Origin of the sequence: Agrilactobacillus fermenti, assembly GCF_047943045.1 — a bacterium.
In the GTDB taxonomy this organism is placed as follows: domain Bacteria; phylum Bacillota; class Bacilli; order Lactobacillales; family Lactobacillaceae; genus Agrilactobacillus; species Agrilactobacillus fermenti.
Map to the genome: position 1 here is coordinate 962,844 of NZ_CP181347.1, position 19,833 is coordinate 982,676.

Here is a 19,833-nt window from a genome sequence, read left to right on the forward strand (position 1 = left end):
TAGGCTTTTTTTTGTGACCAACAACTGAGCAGGTCGTTGGATTTTATAAGCATAGTTTGCTGGAATTTTTAAATTGTTTTAAAAGCAGAACTGATTATTCACCGGGTTTATAAGCTTCATCAATGACTAGGACTGGTTTGATTGTCTTACCACTGCCAGAATCAGCATTAGCTTCGTTAATTTGGTCGAATTTATAGAACTTTTCAGTCTTATCGAAATCGAACATGCCTTGTTGCCAGAATTTAATTAATCTTGGCACGTCGATTTGTGGAATAGAGTCACCCATATTGACTCCAATAACGGATTTGTCATCGACACACAAGTCATTCCAAGTATCAACATCGATATGATGAGGGGTAACGGCGATACATGCACTGACGCCACCTTGGTTCAACGCTTTAATTGAGCTCTCCATGACAGCAGTTACACCGGTCGTGTCAACAGCATAATCAACGCCATAACCATTAGTCAATTTCTTGATAGCTGCAACGGGGTCTTCATTCTTACTATTGATGGCGTGAATGGCACCTAATTCTTTCGCTAATTCAAGACGAGAATCAACGATATCAACGGCAATAACTTCAGTACAGCCAGAGATACGACCAGCCATCATTGCGGCTAAGCCAACAGCTCCAGTACCGAAGACAGCAATTGTTTCACCTGGTTTAGGTTTCAATGTATTTAAGACAGTCCCGCTACCAGTGACATAACCACAACCCAGTGGACCTAATTTACGTAAGTCAACGTCTTTTGGAACTTTAACACAATTGGCTTCACGAACAACGGTTGTTGTCGTGAAAGAAGATTGGTCAAACATATCAGAAACACGATGACCATCTTCAGTAAAGTGATCAGAACCATCTGGCCGGACACCAGAGAGGTTATTGTCAGCATAGTGTAGGCATTGGGTTGGAACACCTTTCAAACAGTTTTCACAGTTACGGCAAGCATAAAATGAAAGCACAACGTGATCACCGGGTTTGAAGTTTTGAACATTATCACCGACTTTTTCCACGATGCCAGAGCCTTCATGGCCTAAAACAATGGGATAGCCGATAACTGCATCACCCTTACGTAAAGCTTCATCTGAGTGACAGATCCCAGTGGCAACCATATGTACTTGGACGTCATCAGGGCCCATTGGTGCAAGTTCAATGTCATCTTTCATAACGAAAGGTGCGCCTTGTTTTTCAACAACAGCAGCTTTGATTTTCATGTTCTATCAGACTCCATTCAGTATTATTTCTGTTTACATTGAATATCATTTCACAATTGGTAGATCGTTGCAAGCGGTTTCTTATATCCTACAAAAAAAGCTGAATAATTGATACACGAATTGTCAATTATAACAGCATCTCAAGGTTTCTAGCATTATTTAAAGTATCATATTTACAGATTGAAGGGTGTGCTAACCTTTTTATTTTCAGCAGCAGAACGGTCTTTACCTGGGGTTGTATGGTACGCAGCCTTGTATTTGTCATAGAAAAACTTCTTATTGCTGATACCCACACTTTCCATGATATCAGCAATGGGCATCGTTGTAGATGTAACCATTGTGCGCGCGTGAATTAAGCGCTCCTGAGTTAAAGCGTCAGAAAAAGTTTTACCAACTTCTTGTTTAAATAGATTACTGAGGTAATTTTTGTTGTAATTAAATTTCTTAGCTAATTTATCCAAAGTAATATTTTGATAGTTACGATTGATTTCTTTTAGCAGTTTCATTACAAGCTGTTGTGAGACGGTCGTAGGTCGAGCTTTGATCTTATAATTGCGAACAATTTGGATAAATAAAATGGATAGATAATCTTTAATGATTGCGTTAGCAAAAGGCTTAGAACCAAAATATTCCTCAATGATATGATCTAAGGTGACTTGGATCTCACTGTTGCCATTGGCATCGCTTCTAAAAATTAGATAAGATTTTTGATTGGTTCGTTTGACAGCTCGATTGACTAAGAATTCATAGAAAACACTTTGGTTACTGCGCAGTTCATTTAGCATATCAATATTAATGTCTTGGTCACGAAATAGGATGTTGATCATGATATCTTCCTTGGATAACGTTCCAATCGAGTGACGACAGCCAACATCTAATAGGATTAAATCACCTTGTCCCAAATGAACAGATTCACCATTAACGACTTCATTAGCTTGGCCTTTTAACATATAATTCATTTCCAAAAATTCGTGGGCGTGGGTAGGGTAAGGGGCAAAGCGATTGTGTTTACGAACAAAGATATCTTTGTTTTTGAAATAGTAGTTATTCAGTACTGGTGTCTTTAACTCAATAGTCAAATTCTTATTAACAGCGGAATTTGGGATATCATTGTGAAATTGTTTGCTTTTGAGTTGCTTTTTTTCAATTGGGTTGATTCTAGTTAAATAATCGAGTATCTCAGCATTCATATCATATCGCTCCTGTATAAATGATACTTTTAATAAATTCATTTGTCATTGTAGCACAACTATGTAAGCGGTTAAACTTCAAATGTAATCAAATATGTTTGGAGGTAAATCAATTATGAGTGACGGAAAAAGTAGTTCGTTAAAATCAACCGTTACAGTTTCCATCACCAACTTCTTGGATTCGGGATCAATTGTTGCTGGTGCCAGTGGTTTAACTTTGTGGACCAAAGCACTTGGCTTATCAAGTTTTGAAGTTGGGTTACTAGGCGCGTTAAGTGCTAATGCTTTTGGTTCAGCTATCGGGGCTTTAATCGGTGGCCGTTTGTCAGATAAGTATGGCCGTAAAGTTATTTATACGTATGATATGTTAGTTTATATGGTCGGCACAATTTTGGTAGCACTATCGCAAAACTTTGTGATGCTGCTTGCCGGTTTCTTGATTACTGGGATCGCCGTTGGTGCTGGTGTACCCGCCTCTTGGACTTATATTTCTGAAACCTCTGAAGGTAATAATCGAGCAAAAAATATCGGAATTTCACAGTTTGCTTGGTCATTAGGACCTGCCATTATTTTCGTTGGTGGCGTACTACTTGCACCTATGGGTTTGATGGGTAATCGAATCTTATTCGCTTTCTTAACATTAGTGGCTTTCATTGCTTGGCGTTTGCAAAGCAAATTGGAAGAATCTCAAGAATGGGTCGATCAAAAAGCTCAAGAAAAACGCGAGGGCAAGAAAGAACATCCATACAAAGATCTTTTCTCCAATATGGTCAGTGTTAAATCATTATTATTCTTGATTGGTGTTTACATGTTTTGGAATTTAGTCGCCGGTGCCATGGGCTTCTTCATGCCATACGTTTATGAAACTGCTGGTGGCTTGTCCAATATGCAGGCCAATTTATTACAAGCTGTACTTTGGATCTTAACCGCTGCTGCAACTTACTTTGGCTTTGCGAAATATGGTGATCGGGCTAACCATCGTATCTTCTTCTTTGTTGGTGCGGCTATGGCCTTGACTTCGTGGGTTGTTTTGACCTTTGCCGGTATGAAGAGCTCGGCTAGCCTTTGGACATTCGTTGCACTTTGGGGCATCTCTGCCGGAATTGGGGCTCAAGCTTGGTATGCATTATGGGCAACTGAGTTATTCCCAACAAAATTCAGAGCCGGTTCGCAAGGCATTATGTTCTTCGTCGTTCGGGCTTCAGCAGGTGTTTGGTCTATCATCTTCCCAACGATTCTACAAACATTAGGTTTCCAAACTGCCGGTATCTTTATGATTGCTTTGTTAGCCGTTTCCTTGATCGTTGGTACTGTTTGGGCACCACATACACGTGGCAAATCCTTGGATGAGATTACTATGGAACGTTATGGTAAGGCTTATGTTTTAGACACGCATAAAGCTGCTAAGCATCAAGGGACAACCAGTCAAACCAAAGTAGATTCAGTTCCAAACGGATCAACCAATCGCGCTTAGAAAATTGCAGTAAAGGAGTTTTGTCAGTATGAGTAAGTCTTATGTTGCTGTCGACATTGGTGCGTCAAGTGGGCGCTTAATGTTATCCCATGTTGAAAACGGTAAAATGCAGATTGAAGAAGTTCATCGCTTTAAGAATGGTTTCAATCAAAAAGCTGGGAATGACCGTTGGGATATCGATCACCTAGTAAATGAAGTGATTGCTGGTCTAGAAAAGGTCAAGGCAAAGGGTATTGATGACGTTCAGCTTGGCATTGATACTTGGGCCGTTGATTATGTCTTGGTGGACAAAGATGGCAATAAATTAGCTGACCCGATCAGTTATCGGGATAAACGGACGTCAACAGCTATTCAAAAATTAACCACTGATCTACCACGTGAATATATTTATGAAAAAACGGGCATCCAGTTCCAAGATTTCAATACGCTATATCAGTTATATTCTGAGGATAAAGATTTGTTAGCCAAAGCCGATAAGATCTTGATGATACCTGATTATATTGGTTATAAATTGACTAATAATGCTGTAACTGAGGTAACGAATGCCTCAACAACTCAGATGTTGAATTTGCGTGAAGGTTTATTTGATAAAGATCTATTGAAGAAAGTGAATGTCACGACCGATCAATTTCCAAAGCTGGTTGATCCTGGAACCGTTTTAGGACCAGTTTGCGAACAATGGCATAAAGATCATGATATTCCACAAACAGAAGTGATTACAGTGGCTACTCATGATACCGCTTCCGCCGTTGTTGGCACCCCTGGTAAGGGGGAACATTGGGCTTTCTTAAGTTCCGGGACTTGGTCTTTATTAGGTGCGGAACTAAATACGCCCGAGAATGGTTTGGATGCTTTTCATGAGAACTATACCAATGAATGGGGGGCTTATGGGACTTATCGATTCTTGAAAAATATTATGGGTCTTTGGATGGCTCAATGTATCAAACGAGAATTAAATGATCAGTATTCATTTGCGGAGTTAGCGGAATTGGCTGGTCAAGAGCAGCCGTTCCAACAATTCATTGATGTCAACGATAAGCGTTTCGAAAATCCAGAGAATATGATTCAAGAGATCCAAGATTATTGTCGCGAAACAGAACAGACGATTCCAGAAACGCCAGGCCAATTGATGATGGCGGTTTATAGTAATTTATCGTTGTTCTATGCTAATGAGATTGAAAAGTTAGGTCAAATTTTGGACGAACCAATTGAGAAGTTAAATATCGTTGGTGGCGGCAGTAACGTTGCCTTAATGAATCAATTAACGAGTACCTTGGCTAAGATTCCCGTTATTGCTGGGCCAAGTGAAGCTACGGCAATTGGGAACATTCTCGTTCAAATGATTACCACGGGTGAAGTTGCCAACTTAGCAGCTGCACGTCAATTGGTTGCCGATTCCTGTGACCTTAAGACCTATCAACCTGAGAATAAGAATTATGACGGTATCTTACAGCGGTATCAAGCTTTTTTGAAACATAAATTAACACAAACAATTTAGGGGGCGAAATTAGTGGCGCGAATCGGACAAATTATGTATCTCCATAAGGATGCCTACGATGAATATCAAAAACGGCATTCCGAACTGTGGCCAGAAATGAAACAAGCACTAAAAGAACATGGCGCAAGCAACTATTCAATTTTCTTGAATAAAGATAACGGTGAATTGTTTGCTTATCTGGAAGTTCCAGATGTTGATAAATATAATGAAATTGCAAATACAGAGATTTGCAAGAAGTGGTGGGCTTATATGGAACCATTAATGGATACCAATGCAGATAACAGCCCAGTTGCCACAGACTTAACAGAAGTATTTCACTTAGATTAATTAGGAGGCATTTTTGATGGTTAAGACACAAAATATCGATCAAGCATACGAAGCAGCAAAGGAACGTTACGCCGAAATTGGCGTAGATACTGAAAAGGCAATGGCACAATTGAAGAAAGTCAAACTATCGATCCATTGCTGGCAAGGCGATGATATTCATGGCTTCTTATTCCCAGGTGCTGAATTAACTGGTGGGATCGGTGTTTCTGGGAATTATCCGGGGATTGCTAGGACCCCTGATGAATTAACTTCAGATTTACATGAAGCTTTGTCACTCATTCCTGGCAGTCATAAAGTTCAACTGCATGCGATTTATGCGGTTACTGATAAGAAAAAGGACTTGGACGAACTAGAGCCAGAAGACTTTAAGTATTGGGTTGATTGGGCGAAACAAGAAGGTGTTGGTCTCGATATGAACGGGACTTTCTTCTCCCATCCTAAAGTTGTGAATAACTTTACTTTAGCTAGCCCTGATAAAGGTATTCGTGATTTTTGGATTGAACATGGGAAACGTTCTCGTGAAATTGCCAATTACTTCGGTGAACAATTAGGACAACAATCTATCAATAACTTCTGGATTCCAGATGGTTATAAAGATAATCCTGTTGACAAAGCCACTCCGAGAAATCGCTTAATTGATTCATTAGACCAAATTATTAAGAAAGAATTACCTGAAAAGAATACAATGGAAGCCTTTGAAGGTAAGTTATTCGGTACTGGGATCGAATCTTATACGGTCGGTTCTCATGAATTCTATCAAAATTATGCGATCAGCCGTGGTAAGATCTGGACAATTGATGCTGGACACTTCCATCCAACTGAGGATGTTTCAGACAAGTTCTCTGCCTACTTCCCATTCGGCAAGGGCTTAATGTTACATGTTTCTCGGCCAGTACGCTGGGATTCTGACCACGTAGTTATCTTTGATGATGCTTTGATCCGCATTGCTCGTTCTCTAGTTCGTGATAATGAATTAAGTAAGACAAATATTGGCTTAGACTTCTTTGATGCTACAATCAACCGTGTTGCTGCTTGGGTCATCGGGGCACGTGCAACACAAAAGGCTCTATTGCAAGCTATGTTAGCACCAATTGACGACTTGAAGAAAGCCGAAGAAAACTTCGACTTTACTCAAAGATTGGCTGAAACTGAAGAATTAAAATCTTATCCATTTGGTGCTGTTTGGGACAAGTTCTGTGCTGATAACGGTACACCAGTTGGCTTAGACTGGATGAACAATATTCGTCAATATGAAAAAGATGTTCAATTCAAACGTGACTAGTCTTGATTTTTTTAAGTAAGGTACTTCAAATCCTTTATCCATGTACTTCCGACATTTTCACAGACAAAAAATGATATTAAAGAAGATTTATATCAAAAAGGAGTAATCAATTTGAATTCACGCAATGATTTTCTCAAACCAGGTAGTGACAAAGAAACTTTTGTCAATTCACCTTATGTGACTGAAATGCGTAAGATCACCAATGAATTGTATCGTCATGGCTGGGACGAACGGAATGGGGGCAACGTCAGCTATCGCTTGACTGAAGCTGAAGTCAGTGCTTATAGCGATGTCCATCAAGTTCTCCGCAATATCCCCATCGACTTTGATGCCAGTGCTTTGAAGGGGACTTACTTCTTAGTCACCGGGGCTGGCCGCTACTTCAAGAACGTCATTGATTTTCCAGAACGAGATACGGGCTTAGTCAAGATCTCCGACGATGGTCATAGTGCCGACTTGCTCTGGGGCTTCAATGATGGCGGCCAACCTACCAGTGAATTTCCATCACATTTGATGACGCATATCCAAAGATTAAAGCAAGATCCAGATCAACGGTAGTCATGCATTGCCATCCAACGAATCTGATCGCCATGTCTTTCACTGTCCCTCAAGACGAGAAGACATTCAGTCGGATCCTTTGGAAGATGCAGGCTGAATCTATCGTCGTGTTCCCTGAAGGCTTGGGGATCCTGCCTTACATGACACCAGGCACGAATGAGATCGGTCAAGCAACGGCTGATAAGATGGCCGATTTTCGGGTCGTGATGTGGCCGCACCATGGTATCTTCGCGGCTGGAGATTCCATTGACGAGACTTATGGTCTGATCGAAACTGTCGAAAAGGCAGCTCAGATCTATACTACGATCCAAGCTCAAGGCGGCGAATGTCTCGCTGAGATCTCAGATGCGGATCTGGTTAAGCTGGCTAAACGGTTTGACCTGACACCTAATCCTGAATTTATGGATGGTAAATCCATGATTCGTGAAACAGTAAAATAACCGGCAGTTCCATAAAAAAGTAATATTTGTCATAAAATAATCCCAATCCTGTAAATGACCAAAAGTAAAACTGATTTTGCTTTTGGTCATTTTTTGGATTTAAACGCGCTTCAAAAGGTAACGCCATCACTTAACAGCGACTGGCTCAAATGGAAAGACCACCATTTATCACCAGTCTTGTTAATGCTCTGTCGTTGACCACCTTTTGCCACGCTCTGTTTTAAACGCGTTCGTGAAGCTAACTTTGTCACCTAACCTTAATTACTTGCTGAAGCTAGCGCTTCATCTGCCTAATTTAGGTTAGTGCTCCCAAGTTGACCAGCTTCACTTACGCTCTTTTAAAAAAAAAATTAGCACTCTACTTGACCGAGTGCTAATTTAGGTATATTATGTATTATGTAAACTAAGTAAATGAAAATAGTTTTACAACAATGATTTTAAACTGTAAAAAAATTTATGATATTCTTCGATTTAGAAAGGAAGGGTATTTCTATGGCAAACGACATTTTTGGGAACAGTAACATGGACGATTTCTTTAATGATATTTTTAGACAAATGAATGGTAATGAAACCGCTAGTTATATTGTTAATGGGCATCGATTGACGCCAGATCAATTTGCCCAATATCGCGCAACAGGTAAATTACCAACTGAAACTAATGAAATTCCGGTAGAAAATACGGGTGAACATGCGATCAAAAAAGGCGGTATTTTGGAGAAGCTAGGTCGCAATTTAACGGCAGAAGCCCGAGATGGTCTTTTAGACCCAGTCATTGGACGTGACAAAGAAATTCAAGAAACTGCTGAGATCTTAAGTCGGCGGACAAAGAATAATCCAATTCTAGTTGGCGATGCTGGGGTTGGTAAAACGGCGGTTGTTGAAGGTCTAGCTCAAGCTATTGTTGCTGGTAATGTCCCTGAAACAATCAAAGATAAAGCAATTTATTCGATTGATCTCTCGTCTTTGGAAGCAGGGACACAATATCGGGGTTCCTTTGAAGAGAATATTCAAAATTTAATTAAAGAAGTCAAAGCAGCGGGAAACGTCATTCTGTTCTTTGACGAGATTCACCAAATCTTAGGTACTGGCAGTACAGGGGAGCAGGGTGGCAAAGGAATGGCCGATATTATCAAGCCAGCTTTGTCTCGTGGTGAAATTACCGTGATTGGGGCAACGACACAAGATGAGTATCGTAATACTATTATGAAAAATGCGGCCTTAGCGCGTCGGTTCAATGACGTGGTCGTTAACGAACCATCAGCCAGCACGACGTTTGAGATTTTGAAGGGTGTTAAAGGGTTATATGAAAAACACCATCATGTGGTTTTACCTGACAATGTTTTGCAAGCTGCTGTTGACTATTCGGTCCAATATATCCCCCAACGGCAATTACCAGATAAAGCAATTGATTTGATCGATATGACGGCAGCACATTTAGCTGCTAAACATCCGGTTATTGATAAAGTTGATTTAGAGAAACAAATTAAGACCTTGAATCAGCAAAAAGATACTGCTGCAAAAGCTGAGGATTTTGAAAAAGCAGCTAATCTTAAAACTAAAATTGAAAAGCTCGAACAGCAATTAAACGGTAAGCAAGCTACAGATGAAAAAGTTATTGCGACACCTGATGATGTTGCCCAGGCTGTTGAACGTCTGACAGGTATTCCTGTTGGTAAGATGGGGACTTCCGATATTCAACGGCTGCAAGGCATGGCTCAACGAATTAAGGGTAAAGTTATTGGTCAAGACGAAGCCGTTGATATGGTTGTTAAAGCCATTCGTCGGAATAGAGCCGGTTTTGACGAGAGTAATCGGCCAATTGGCAGCTTTCTCTTTGTTGGTCCAACTGGTGTCGGTAAGACAGAATTAGCCAAGCAATTAGCTTTAGATCTGTTTGGTAAAAAAGATGCGATCATTCGCTTAGATATGTCAGAATATTCTGATCGAACCGCTGTTTCTAAACTGATTGGCACGTCAGCAGGTTATGTTGGCTATGAAGACAATGGGAACACATTGACTGAACAGGTTCGGCGCAATCCTTATGCCATTGTCCTTTTGGATGAAATTGAAAAAGCTGATCCCCAAGTATTGACTTTGTTGTTACAAGTCTTAGACGATGGCCGCTTAACAGATGGCCAAGGCAACGTGGTAGACTTCAAGAATACCGTGATCATTGCAACGTCTAATGCTGGTTTTGGTAATGAAGCTTTGTCTTCAGATAAGGCTAAAGATTTGACGTTGATGCAACGATTGGCGCCATACTTCCGGCCTGAATTCTTGAATCGGTTCAATGGCATTGTTGAATTTAGTCACTTGAGCAAAGCTGATTTAGGTGAAATCGTAGATTTGATGTTAGCTGACGTACAACATAGCTTGGATAAGAAAGGTATGAAGATGCATGTCAGTCAGGCAGCCAAAGACTGGTTGATCGAGCAAGGTTATGATGAAGCCATGGGGGCACGACCATTGCGTCGGGTGATTGAACAAAATGTACAAGATCAGATCACAGATTTTTATCTGGATCACCTGAATGTTAAAGATCTAAATATCGATTTAGTGGATGGTAAAATTCAAGTATTTCCAGCTAAAGAAGCCGTTGGTACTAAGTAATTCGACCCTTAGACGGATGCTCATAAAATTGTAAAACTATATAATAGAAGAGATTTTGATCGTGATTGACCAATAATCTCTTTTTTTGTGTTCGGAAACCGTATCATTGCCGTTTTTAATTAGCGTTCAGTTACAATAGCATTAACAAATAAAATTTGGGGACGTGACGCTTTGCTACAACTAAAAAATATTAAGAAGTATTATCATGTCGGCGACAGTATCACCAAAGCACTAGATAATGTTTCGGTTGCTTTTCGTCGGCAAGAATTCGTTGCAATTTTAGGACCCAGTGGTTCTGGGAAAACAACGATGTTAAATGTGATTGGTGGTTTAGACCAGTATGATTCTGGAGATTTGATTATTGATGGTAAATCTACCAAATCTTTTAAGGATTCTGATTGGGATGCTTACCGCAATAATTCTATTGGCTTTATTTTTCAAAGTTATAATTTGATCAATCACTTAAGCTTGCTTGATAACGTGGAGATGGGGATGACCCTAAGTGGGGTGCCTGCCGCCGAGAAAAAGCAGAAAGCTAAGGATGCTTTAGTTAGAGTGGGCTTGGGTCCCCACATGAATAAAAAAATCAACCAATTATCTGGCGGCCAGATGCAGCGGGTAGCTATTGCCCGAGCAATTGCCAACGATCCTGAAATCCTGTTGGCTGATGAACCAACTGGCGCATTGGATACCGAAACCAGTAATGAGATTATGCAGTTGATCCAAGAGTTATCCAAAGAACGGCTGGTTATCATGGTAACCCATAATCCAGACTTAGCACACGAATATGCTGATCGCATTATCGAGTTTGCTGATGGACAAATCCAACATGATTCTCGGCCCCATGAGGAACATCCCAAAGCAGATGAATTCAAGCTTAAACGAACTAAGATGAGTTTTTGGACTGCCTTGAAGTTGTCTTTCAACAATATTCGCACAAAAAAAGGACGTACCTTTTTGACAATGTTTGCGTCTAGTATCGGCATCATCGGGATCGCGATCGTACTGGCCTTATCCAATGGTTTTCAAAAACAAATCGATAAAACTCAGCGTGAGACACTGTCTCAATTTCCAATTACCATTACCCAAGTCGGACAGGATACCAGTACTCAGAATCAAAATACAGATACTAAATTCTCAAAGCGTCAAAATGTAACGGCCAAGACCAGTGCTGCTGAAAAAGCGCAGCATGATAATAAACTGACCCAAAAATATTTAAATTACGTAGATGGTATCAGTCATAAATTGACTAATAACATCAGTAAAACTTATGCTACTGGTTTAAATTTGGTCCGGGAAGTAGATGGAAAGTATAAGCCGGTAAAATTCTCTAATGCTAAAGAAACCGGTGGTACTGATGCCTCAGCAATGATGGCTCAAGCTACCGGTGTCGGTGGTTCCGTTTATCCCATCGATCGAACTGGCGGGCAGAGTTTTTTGAAGAGTAACTATAAAGTGATTGCTGGTAATTATCCCACTGAAACAACGGATGTAGTTATGATCGTTAATCGTGACAATTCCATCAACATTAACGCGCTGAAAAATATTGGCTTTAAAGTTAAGGAAAATGGGCGGTTTAACTTTGACCAATTGCTGGGTACAACTATCAAACTCGTTGCAAATGACGACTACTATCAGCAACTACCAACAGGTAACTTTTTGCCAGGTAATGATTACCAGCAAATGGCTAAAGCTGACAAGACTAAAACCTTAAAAGTCGTTGGTATCTTACGAGTCAAATCAAAAAATAGTGATGGCTTGTTGGCTAGTGGATTGGCTTACAGTGATCGTTTGACTAAAGAAATTATGACTGAAAACAAGAATTCAGCGATCGTTCAGGCTCAAGAACGCAGTGATAAAAATGTGATGACCAACCAAGATCTACAGCCGGAAGCACGGACACAGATGATGGCAGCTATCGGCGGCAGTGCGATTCCAACAAGTATCCAAATTTACCCAACCAGCTTTAAAGATAAAGACAATATTTTGAAATATCTGGATCGCTACAATAAGGGAAAATCAAAAGCAGATAAAGTAATCTATACTGATCTAGCTGGCAACGTTTCTAATCTGACTGGGGGGTTGATGGATGCCATTACCTATGTTTTGATTGCTTTTGCGGGGATTTCGTTAGTCACTAGTATGATCATGATCGCGATCATTACCTACACTTCTGTGTTGGAACGTACCAAAGAAATTGGCGTCTTAAAAGCACTGGGTGCCCGGAAGCGTGATATTACCCGAGTATTTGATGCTGAAACGACGATCCTTGGTTTTGGTTCTGGAGTCTTAGGTGTTTTAATTGCTTGGTTATTAACTTTCCCAGCGAATATTATTTTGGAAAACATCACCGGTTTAGCTGGTGTGGCCCATTTGAATCCGTTACATGGGGTTATTTTGATCATTATTAGTACGATTCTTACCGTACTTGGCGGACACATTCCCGCACGCATGGCTGCCAGAAAAGACGCTGCCATTGCGTTACGTTCAGAATAGAATTTAATTGTTCGCAAATAAATAGTGAAGAGTGGGACAAAAGGCGCTCAGCACCTGAGCACTAACAAGAATTGCGAAAAATGGGGGGCTTACCATTTGAGCCATTCGTGGTTAGGTGAGGGTGTTGCCTTTTGGAACACGTTTAAAATAAAACTGTTCGTAAATAAATAGTGGTGACTTATGATCCTAGCCACTACATAAAAACAAAAGAGGCTGGGACATAAGTCTTTTTATACAGCCTAAAGTAAAAAATTCCTTGAGATCTGATCTCAAGGAATTTTTTGCTTTTATGTAGGCACGAAGTGCCTTCCAATGTTATTCTATAAGCGACAAAACTCTAGAAAGAAAAGGAGGACACTGTCGTGTATCAAAATTATAACAATAATCAGTTGCGTTTATCAATCCCTTTGGAGATCAATATCCCATCAAACCACGTTGCCGTTGCCATTAGTCATTTTGTCGATTCGATCCCCGATAAATTAATTTACGAAAAGGCCATGACCTCTGGCCGCCCGGCTTATAATCCAGCAATGCTTTTAAAAGTCATCTTATTTGCCTATACCAGACAAACCTTTTCTGGCCGTAAGATAGAGGCTATGGCTCAAGAGAATATTCCGACTAAATGGTTGATCGGTGATCCAGATACCGTTCCTAGTTACCGTACCATCAATAGATTTCGTTCTTCCGACCAGATGAAGCGGTTGGTAGAGGCAATGTTCTTGAGCTTTCGGCAATTATTAAAAGCCCAAGGCTTGATCGATGATAGTGCATTATTCATCGATGGTACGAAACTACTTGCTGATGCCAACAAGTATACCTTCGTCTGGCGCAAGGCCTCCGAAAGGTTTGAAGGACAACTAGATAAAAAAATTGCTGGCCTTTATCAGGAACTCGTTCAAAATAAAGTTGATCTGGCAATGTCGGATGAAGCGCCAAAGACAGACTCGAAAAACACTTGAAAAAACGTCCGAGCAGTTGACTAACGAAATCGAACGGTTAGATCAAGTGATTGCGACAGAGCCGATTATTCCCGGCGGTTCACCTAACAAACGCCTACGGCGAAAGTTCAAACATGACCGTCATTTAATCGACAGTGACTACCTACCTAGAAAACGTAAATATGAGTCTAACAATGCAATTTTTGGTGATCGAAATAGTTTTTCTAAGACTGATCCGGATGCAACTTTTATGCGCATGAAAGAAGATGCAATGCAAAATGGTCAGTTGAAGCCAGGTTATAATCTTCAGATCGCGACTCAAAATCAGTTTGCACTATACTACGATATCAACCAACGACCAGCTGATCAAAGAACGCTGATCCCATTTTTACAATCTATGGATTTCCAAACAACACCAATAAAATATATTGTGGCAGATGCGGGCTACGGTAGTGAACAGAATTATAACTACATTGAAAACAAACTGACTGCACAAGCTCTGATCCCTTACGGGATGTTCGAAAAGAGCAGACTCGATCCTATCGACGTGATGCAAGCAAAATAATGAACTGGGACTACGATCCGATCAAAGATTACTATACTGACGAGCATGGCATCAAATTCTATTTTATTAGAGAAGGTCATCGCAAAGACAAGAGTGGTTTCGTGCGAAACCTTTGAACCTATCGTGCTCTAGATTATGACGACCCGGAGGGTTATTTCTATGCTCATACACCTGGAGGTAACCTGCGTCAGATCAACATCAATCCCAATTGGGAACACCATAAACAACAAATGCGTGAAAGACTAAAAGATAATGATGAAACAAAAGCAATTTATGCCTTGAGAAAAATCGAAGATGAACCATTCTTCGGAAATCTGAAGGCTAATTTGAAGTACCTACGAACCTCGGTTCGTGGGATTGAAAAGGTTACTACTGAAGCAGGAATTGCAATTATGGCAGCTAATCTGTTGAAATTGACCCTCAAGGTCAATGTTATTTTTAGAAAATCAATCGTTAAAAAAATAATCGTAGTTTTCAGATTCAATATCAGTCTGAAAACTACGATTATTTTATTTTGCGTGGCTTATGTCCCAGCCACTTTTGACAGTAAGAATGCACCAACAAACAAGCTTGATGAATCTTACTATCATTCCTTCAGTTTAAAGTAGATAGATAAGCCAGAAAAAAGCAAGGTGAAAAGGAACAGAGCGCCGAATATAAAAAGACTGCTACTATCACTAAGAACGATGATATGATTTTTCTTAAGACTGGACAATATAGTTACTAATATCAGGCAAAAAAAAGCCAGAATCATAAATGTATTTTTTTTCATATAGAACCTCTAAATTGTTTCTGCGAGTCGCTTATTTTATGGCAACCACATAAGGAAGCACTAAAGGTCAAATGCTAAATGCTGACAAAAGAATATCTGTAAAAAAGGGAAGCGTAAAGATAAAAGACGCCACTATGTTTTTAGTGATGGCTTGAAGGATCGCAAGGATGAGAAGCGATCCTCCGAAGGAAATTAAAATAGAAACAATAGTCCAGCTGTTATGAAATAGCGAGAACAAAACGACGCTGATGAGCAACACTAAAGCCTTTGGTAACATAGCCGTGAATAGTGGCACTTTAAAACGATAGTTGAAGATAATCAAAAGAAACTTACCGATCACGTACTGCAACAATACGCCCAGAAAAGTGAAGATGAAGGAGAATCCAATCACCAAAGAGCGACTTGGCCTTTTGCCTTTTTCTTTAGCATATACGGAACTACGGAAACGATTCCTGAAGAAATGGCTCCAACTCCAGTTAAAGCTGCCACAATTGAAACAACAGCAACGGCAGTTTGGTATGCCTGAATAATGTTAACAACTCTTGTAGCTGTTTCAGTAGAGATTCCAAGTGTTGTTGCAACAGCAGGGCCATAACTGAGTAAGAGTGTCAGAGCAAAAATAAAACCTAAAATAGCAGTCAGAACAACAAAGAAACGGGTATCCATTTTTTAGTGAAAGTCATACCTTTTTTCTTCCTTCGAGGATGGTGCTTCTCCCGAATTATGATGATCGGTGAAAATTTTTGACAACTCCAATAAGCGCTTACAAATTAACATGGCTATTATAAAGTTGTCAAGAATCTTGACTTGTTTAAACGGGATATGTGAACGCAACTGGTCATCATATACTTATCCATTAAAGGTATATAAATACCAAAGGCTTAATCTGAAAAGATGGGGGATTTATGAACAAGGGCAAGACAATGCCAACAAAGGTATCGCTGTCGTGTTTGGCTTTGATTTCCTGTTGGCGTTTGATGAGTTGGTCGATCGTGATTTCTCCGTCCATGGTAAAGTTCCTTCTAAACTTATTTAACCGGCTTTGTGAATTCCTGCAATTTGTTCATAGCGTTTGGTAAGTTTTGTTAAACGGGCTTCTTCACGTTGCGTGAATTGGCTAGATTGTGCTTTGTTCCGTAGTTGGGCTAATTCAATCGCAACGGTCAAACGTTCTTGACGGTATTTCTTTTGTTGTTTAGCCAGCTCGTTTTTGTTTAAGTTGAGCGGGTTCAAGTAACTTGGCAGATCCGCAATCTTCTTGTCCCGACTGATGACATGTTGCGTGGCCGCACGCTTTTCTCCTAGGCTTAACTCGTCGTTATGCTTGGTATTCTCTAACTTCTCCCATTCACCTTGAGAGAAATCGTTTTTATCCTCGACTTCCTTTTTCCAGGTAAAAGTATAGCCAACAACAGGACGGTCATGGCCTTTTCCATAGTTTTTTTTAACAGTTAGACCTGGAAAGTGGCTTATGTCCCAGACACATTTTTTTGTTTGAGTATAAAAATACTTTTGTTCCAGCTACTTTATTTTAGCTAAAATTTATACGGATAAATATGATAAAATGATTTAGATGCTAAAGTAACTTAAATAAATCGATGCATAAGGAGACCTATCCATGGCAAAATCAGAAAAGGCTAAGATGTTGGCTAATGAACAGTATTTAAATACAGATTCAGAAATAGCTTTGGATCGACGACATACGCGTTTATTAATTAATGAGTTTAATCAAGTGGTTAAGACGGATGCTGCCGCTGGACAAAAAATTTTAAAGCAATTATTCGCTAAAACAGGCGCTAAAATTGATATTCAGCCGGATTTTCATTGTGATTATGGCTATACTGTCGAAATTGGGGAAAACTTTTTTGCCAACTATAATTGTGTTTTGATCGATGTTGGTAAAATAACGATCGGCGATAACTGTCTGTTTGGGCCTGGCGTTCATATCTATTCGGTCAATCACCCGCTGAATCCAGAATTACGTAATGCCAACTATGAGTTTCCTAAACCAGTGACGATCGGTAATAATGTCTGGATCGGCGGTTCAGCTGTCATTGTACCGGGCGTCACGCTGGGCGATAATGTGACTGTGGCTGCTGGCGCAGTAGTGACTAAGTCTTTTGGCAACAATGTGGTCATCGGCGGCAATCCAGCTCGGGTGCTTAAGGCGATTTAAAAGCAAAATTAACTCACCTTTTGGCAACTTACACTATAATAGAGGTAATCATAAATTTAGGGGGTTATATTTAATGGGTGTGTTTTCTGAAACAGATGAGGTAAAGTTATTGGCTGATTTGGTAGCGATTCCATCAGTTAATGATTATGAACAAAAAGTTGCTGAATATTTAAAGGATTTGTTGGCTAAATATGATATTACGGCAAAATTAATTCCAATCACGGCCACACGGGCAGACTTAGTTGCCGAAATTGGTTCCGGTCAGCCGGTGCTTGGTATTTCCGGGCATATGGATGTTGTGGCGCCTGGTGATCAAGCCAAGTGGGCCAGTGATCCTTTCAAGTTGACGGAAACTGATGGCCGTTTGGTGGGTCGTGGTGCTGACGATATGAAATCCGGACTTGCAGCAATGGTGATGGCTTTGATCGAGTTGAAGGCACAAGGTCTACCTAAAAATGGGACCATTCGATTGATGGCTACTGCGGGTGAAGAGGTCGGTGAACAAGGTTCCCAAGTCTTCTATGAAAAAGGCTATATGCAAGATGTAGCAGCATTGATCATTGGTGAACCCTCTGGTTATAATATTGTTTATGCACACAAGGGCTCAGTAGATATTCGGTTAACTTCTTATGGTAAGGCAGCACATAGTTCCATGCCATCCATGGGCTATAACGCAATCGATCCTTTGTTGAATTTACTGCATGAAGCCAATGGTATTTTCCGTGAAGATACGCGGGAGAATTCAGCATTAGGGAAGTTAAGTTTTAATACGACTATCTTCCAAGGCGGCAATCAAGTCAATTCTATTCCTGAACAAGCTGTTGCTGAGATTAATGTTCGGACGATTCCTGAATTTGATAATGATGAAGTTGAGAAGATCATGAAACAATTAGTGCAAACACAAAACGATGCCGGTGCGAAAATTGATTTGGATATTTATATGTCGCAATCGTCCGTACAAGCACCTGGAGATTCAAAACTAGTTCAGTTAGCTAGCCAAATTGGGGCAAAATATGCGGGTGAATCAGTTCCGGCAGGTGTGATTCCGGCGGTTACTGATGCTTCTAACTTGTTAAAAGATAAAGCTGCTGATTTTCCGATGATCGTTTTTGGACCGGGTAATAATTCAGCCCACCAAGTCGATGAATATGTAGACAAACAGATGTATTTAGACTTTAGTGCGCTGTATGTTGACTTGTTTAAGGCTTATTTTGAGTAATAGTTGCGTTACAATAAAAGCATTTAAATGATTCAGTGACTTTGGCACACGTTTAAAATTTAATTTGTTCGCAAAACAAAAGGTGGCTGAAAGCAAAACGTTAGTTTTGTTCTTCAGCCATTTTTTTAGTGTCTTTAGACCTAGTTGAGTACCATAAGGTACGAAACAGTAAACCACCCGCTATGCGGGTGGGTGTTCAATTGCTATGCAAAAAAGCCCTCTTTTCAGATAGAATATTGGATGTTCAGGCCAATCAATCTATTTGAAAGAGGGAAAAAACAAATGGCGAATCAATACAACAGTTTGGCACATACCAAATGGTTGTGTAAATACCATATCGTGTTTACACCAAAGTATAGAAGAAAAGTGATTTACAATCAATATCGACGGGACCTTCAAGATATTATCAGGCTTTTGTGCTCTTATAAAGGTGTAAGAATTATTGAGGGACATATGATGCCAGATCATGTGCACCTATTACTTAGTATCCCACCCAAATAAGTGTCTCAAGTTTTATGGGTTACTTAAAAGGTAAAAGTGCCTTGATGATGTTTGATAAACATGCAAATCTGAAATATAAATTTGGAAACCGTCATTTTTGGTCAGAAGGCTATTATGTGACAACGGTGGGCATCAATGAAGCAACAATTAGGAAATATATCAGAGAACAGGAAAAACATGATATTGCCGTTGATAAATTAAGTGTTCGGGAATATGAAGACCCTTTTAAGGGTAGTAAGTAGTACAAGCACCCTTAAGGGGTGAGCAAAAGTGGCAAGGACAAATTGGCTTGAACTAAAAAGCCAGCGTCTTTAGGCGCTGGTCGGTAGTAGAGGCTTATAGCCTCAGAGCAAACCACCCGTTTGACGGGTGGTTTTGATTGGTAGTCGCAAACTTTAGTGCACAGCCACAAACCTATCAAATTCCAGCAAAGCTTTCATTTAAAGACAGTAAACAGCTTCTGAGTAATGAAACAAGCCCTAAGCAAATTGAACAACAGCAAATTGCGTTAGGGGCTTACGGTGCAGTGATTTATCTATTAAATTAAACTAAAAATAAAAATGACTGGTAC

Annotated in this window: 18 protein-coding genes and 2 pseudogenes; 15 read left to right on the plus strand and 5 right to left on the minus strand. The window is 40.1% G+C overall.

All coding sequences use genetic code 11. The features are described from left to right. Positions 1-94: 94 nt before the first annotated feature. Both ACNAN0_RS04710 and ACNAN0_RS04715 read right to left on the minus strand, forming a co-directional pair. A complete protein-coding gene (locus ACNAN0_RS04710) occupies positions 95-1,216 on the minus strand; it encodes an NAD(P)-dependent alcohol dehydrogenase (protein ID WP_416354006.1) in 1,122 nt (373 codons plus the stop codon). Positions 1,217-1,389: 173 nt separating this feature from the next. Further along, the gene (locus tag ACNAN0_RS04715) at positions 1,390-2,406 is read right to left on the minus strand and encodes an AraC family transcriptional regulator (protein ID WP_230913921.1); all 1,017 of its coding nucleotides are present in this window, start codon (positions 2,404-2,406) and stop codon (positions 1,390-1,392) included. A 115-nt stretch (positions 2,407-2,521) separates the two neighbouring features. On the opposite strand from ACNAN0_RS04715, the gene ACNAN0_RS04720 reads away from it, so the two are divergent. The 5 genes and pseudogenes from ACNAN0_RS04720 to rhaD all read left to right on the plus strand — a co-directional run bounded on the left by ACNAN0_RS04720 (position 2,522) and on the right by rhaD (position 7,985). Then, positions 2,522-3,880, plus strand: coding sequence for an MFS transporter (locus ACNAN0_RS04720; RefSeq protein ID WP_416354007.1), 1,359 nt, complete (start codon positions 2,522-2,524; stop codon positions 3,878-3,880). 28 nt (positions 3,881-3,908) lie between these two features. Further along, entirely contained in the window at positions 3,909-5,378 is a 1,470-nt protein-coding gene (gene rhaB / locus ACNAN0_RS04725; RefSeq protein WP_416354008.1) for a rhamnulokinase, read from the plus strand. A 12-nt stretch (positions 5,379-5,390) separates the two neighbouring features. Beyond that, the gene (gene rhaM, locus ACNAN0_RS04730) at positions 5,391-5,705 is read left to right on the plus strand and encodes an L-rhamnose mutarotase (RefSeq protein WP_416354009.1); all 315 of its coding nucleotides are present in this window, start codon (positions 5,391-5,393) and stop codon (positions 5,703-5,705) included. A 16-nt stretch (positions 5,706-5,721) separates the two neighbouring features. Further along, the gene (locus ACNAN0_RS04735) at positions 5,722-6,987 is read left to right on the plus strand and encodes an L-rhamnose isomerase (RefSeq protein WP_416354010.1); all 1,266 of its coding nucleotides are present in this window, start codon (positions 5,722-5,724) and stop codon (positions 6,985-6,987) included. Between the two features lie 186 nt (positions 6,988-7,173). After that, positions 7,174-7,985: pseudogene (gene rhaD, locus ACNAN0_RS04740) on the plus strand (rhamnulose-1-phosphate aldolase). A gap of 110 nt (positions 7,986-8,095) precedes the next feature. On the opposite strand, the gene ACNAN0_RS04745 reads toward rhaD, so the two are convergent. Then, the gene (locus ACNAN0_RS04745) at positions 8,096-8,236 is read right to left on the minus strand and encodes a hypothetical protein (protein ID WP_416354011.1); all 141 of its coding nucleotides are present in this window, start codon (positions 8,234-8,236) and stop codon (positions 8,096-8,098) included. Positions 8,237-8,477: 241 nt separating this feature from the next. On the opposite strand from ACNAN0_RS04745, the gene ACNAN0_RS04750 reads away from it, so the two are divergent. The 5 genes from ACNAN0_RS04750 to ACNAN0_RS04770 all read left to right on the plus strand — a co-directional run bounded on the left by ACNAN0_RS04750 (position 8,478) and on the right by ACNAN0_RS04770 (position 15,202). Beyond that, a complete protein-coding gene (locus ACNAN0_RS04750; protein ID WP_416354012.1) occupies positions 8,478-10,595 on the plus strand; it encodes an AAA family ATPase in 2,118 nt (705 codons plus the stop codon). A gap of 171 nt (positions 10,596-10,766) precedes the next feature. Next, entirely contained in the window at positions 10,767-13,091 is a 2,325-nt protein-coding gene (locus ACNAN0_RS04755) for an ATP-binding cassette domain-containing protein (protein ID WP_416354013.1), read from the plus strand. Positions 13,092-13,453: 362 nt separating this feature from the next. Continuing rightward, positions 13,454-14,050: a transposase gene (locus ACNAN0_RS04760; RefSeq protein WP_416354014.1), complete on the plus strand. Its 597-nt coding sequence runs from the start codon at positions 13,454-13,456 to the stop codon at positions 14,048-14,050. After that, the gene (locus ACNAN0_RS04765) at positions 14,016-14,594 is read left to right on the plus strand and encodes a transposase (RefSeq protein WP_416354015.1); all 579 of its coding nucleotides are present in this window, start codon (positions 14,016-14,018) and stop codon (positions 14,592-14,594) included. The genes ACNAN0_RS04760 and ACNAN0_RS04765 overlap by 35 nt, the downstream gene beginning before the upstream one ends. 197 nt (positions 14,595-14,791) lie before the next feature. After that, positions 14,792-15,202, plus strand: coding sequence for a transposase (locus ACNAN0_RS04770; RefSeq protein ID WP_416354172.1), 411 nt, complete (start codon positions 14,792-14,794; stop codon positions 15,200-15,202). Between the two features lie 551 nt (positions 15,203-15,753). Here the strand turns inward: ACNAN0_RS04770 and ACNAN0_RS04775 are convergent. Then, a complete protein-coding gene (locus ACNAN0_RS04775; protein WP_230914108.1) occupies positions 15,754-16,032 on the minus strand; it encodes an uberolysin/carnocyclin family circular bacteriocin in 279 nt (92 codons plus the stop codon). 109 nt (positions 16,033-16,141) lie between these two features. Between ACNAN0_RS04775 and ACNAN0_RS04780 the strand changes: the two genes are divergently transcribed. Further along, the gene (locus ACNAN0_RS04780) at positions 16,142-16,402 is read left to right on the plus strand and encodes a hypothetical protein (RefSeq protein ID WP_230914109.1); all 261 of its coding nucleotides are present in this window, start codon (positions 16,142-16,144) and stop codon (positions 16,400-16,402) included. On the opposite strand, the gene ACNAN0_RS04785 is transcribed toward ACNAN0_RS04780, so the two are convergent. After that, positions 16,399-16,599, minus strand: a complete 201-nt coding sequence (locus ACNAN0_RS04785; protein ID WP_416354016.1) for a hypothetical protein — start codon at positions 16,597-16,599, stop codon at positions 16,399-16,401. The two genes, ACNAN0_RS04780 and ACNAN0_RS04785, sit on opposite strands and share 4 nt — an antisense overlap. A gap of 385 nt (positions 16,600-16,984) precedes the next feature. On the opposite strand from ACNAN0_RS04785, the gene ACNAN0_RS04790 reads away from it, so the two are divergent. The 4 genes and pseudogenes from ACNAN0_RS04790 to ACNAN0_RS04805 all read left to right on the plus strand — a co-directional run bounded on the left by ACNAN0_RS04790 (position 16,985) and on the right by ACNAN0_RS04805 (position 19,809). Next, complete coding sequence (locus ACNAN0_RS04790; RefSeq protein WP_416354017.1) at positions 16,985-17,542, plus strand: sugar O-acetyltransferase; 558 nt, start codon at positions 16,985-16,987, stop codon at positions 17,540-17,542. Between the two features lie 73 nt (positions 17,543-17,615). After that, on the plus strand, positions 17,616-18,761 hold the full coding sequence (locus tag ACNAN0_RS04795; protein ID WP_416354018.1) for an ArgE/DapE family deacylase: 1,146 nt from the start codon (positions 17,616-17,618) through the stop codon (positions 18,759-18,761). 282 nt (positions 18,762-19,043) lie between these two features. Next, positions 19,044-19,504, plus strand: a pseudogene (tnpA, locus tag ACNAN0_RS04800) (IS200/IS605 family transposase). Positions 19,505-19,641: 137 nt separating this feature from the next. Continuing rightward, complete coding sequence (locus ACNAN0_RS04805) at positions 19,642-19,809, plus strand: hypothetical protein (protein ID WP_416354019.1); 168 nt, start codon at positions 19,642-19,644, stop codon at positions 19,807-19,809. The last annotated feature ends 24 nt before the right edge of the window (positions 19,810-19,833 follow it).

Excerpts from the sequence above, each read along its gene's own strand:
- ACNAN0_RS04710 (WP_416354006.1), bottom strand. The coding sequence starts at position 1,216 with ATGAAAATCAAAGCTGCTGTTGTTGAAAAACAAGGCGCACCTTTCGTT.
- ACNAN0_RS04715 (WP_230913921.1), bottom strand. The coding sequence starts at position 2,406 with ATGAATGCTGAGATACTCGATTATTTAACTAGAATCAACCCAATTGAA.
- ACNAN0_RS04720 (WP_416354007.1), top strand. The coding sequence starts at position 2,522 with ATGAGTGACGGAAAAAGTAGTTCGTTAAAATCAACCGTTACAGTTTCC.
- rhaB (WP_416354008.1), top strand. The coding sequence starts at position 3,909 with ATGAGTAAGTCTTATGTTGCTGTCGACATTGGTGCGTCAAGTGGGCGC.
- ACNAN0_RS04735 (WP_416354010.1), top strand. The coding sequence starts at position 5,722 with ATGGTTAAGACACAAAATATCGATCAAGCATACGAAGCAGCAAAGGAA.
- ACNAN0_RS04750 (WP_416354012.1), top strand. The coding sequence starts at position 8,478 with ATGGCAAACGACATTTTTGGGAACAGTAACATGGACGATTTCTTTAAT.
- ACNAN0_RS04765 (WP_416354015.1), top strand. The coding sequence starts at position 14,016 with ATGAAGCGCCAAAGACAGACTCGAAAAACACTTGAAAAAACGTCCGAG.
- ACNAN0_RS04775 (WP_230914108.1), bottom strand. The coding sequence starts at position 16,032 with ATGGATACCCGTTTCTTTGTTGTTCTGACTGCTATTTTAGGTTTTATT.
- ACNAN0_RS04780 (WP_230914109.1), top strand. The coding sequence starts at position 16,142 with ATGGCTATTATAAAGTTGTCAAGAATCTTGACTTGTTTAAACGGGATA.
- ACNAN0_RS04790 (WP_416354017.1), top strand. The coding sequence starts at position 16,985 with ATGGCAAAATCAGAAAAGGCTAAGATGTTGGCTAATGAACAGTATTTA.
- ACNAN0_RS04795 (WP_416354018.1), top strand. The coding sequence starts at position 17,616 with ATGGGTGTGTTTTCTGAAACAGATGAGGTAAAGTTATTGGCTGATTTG.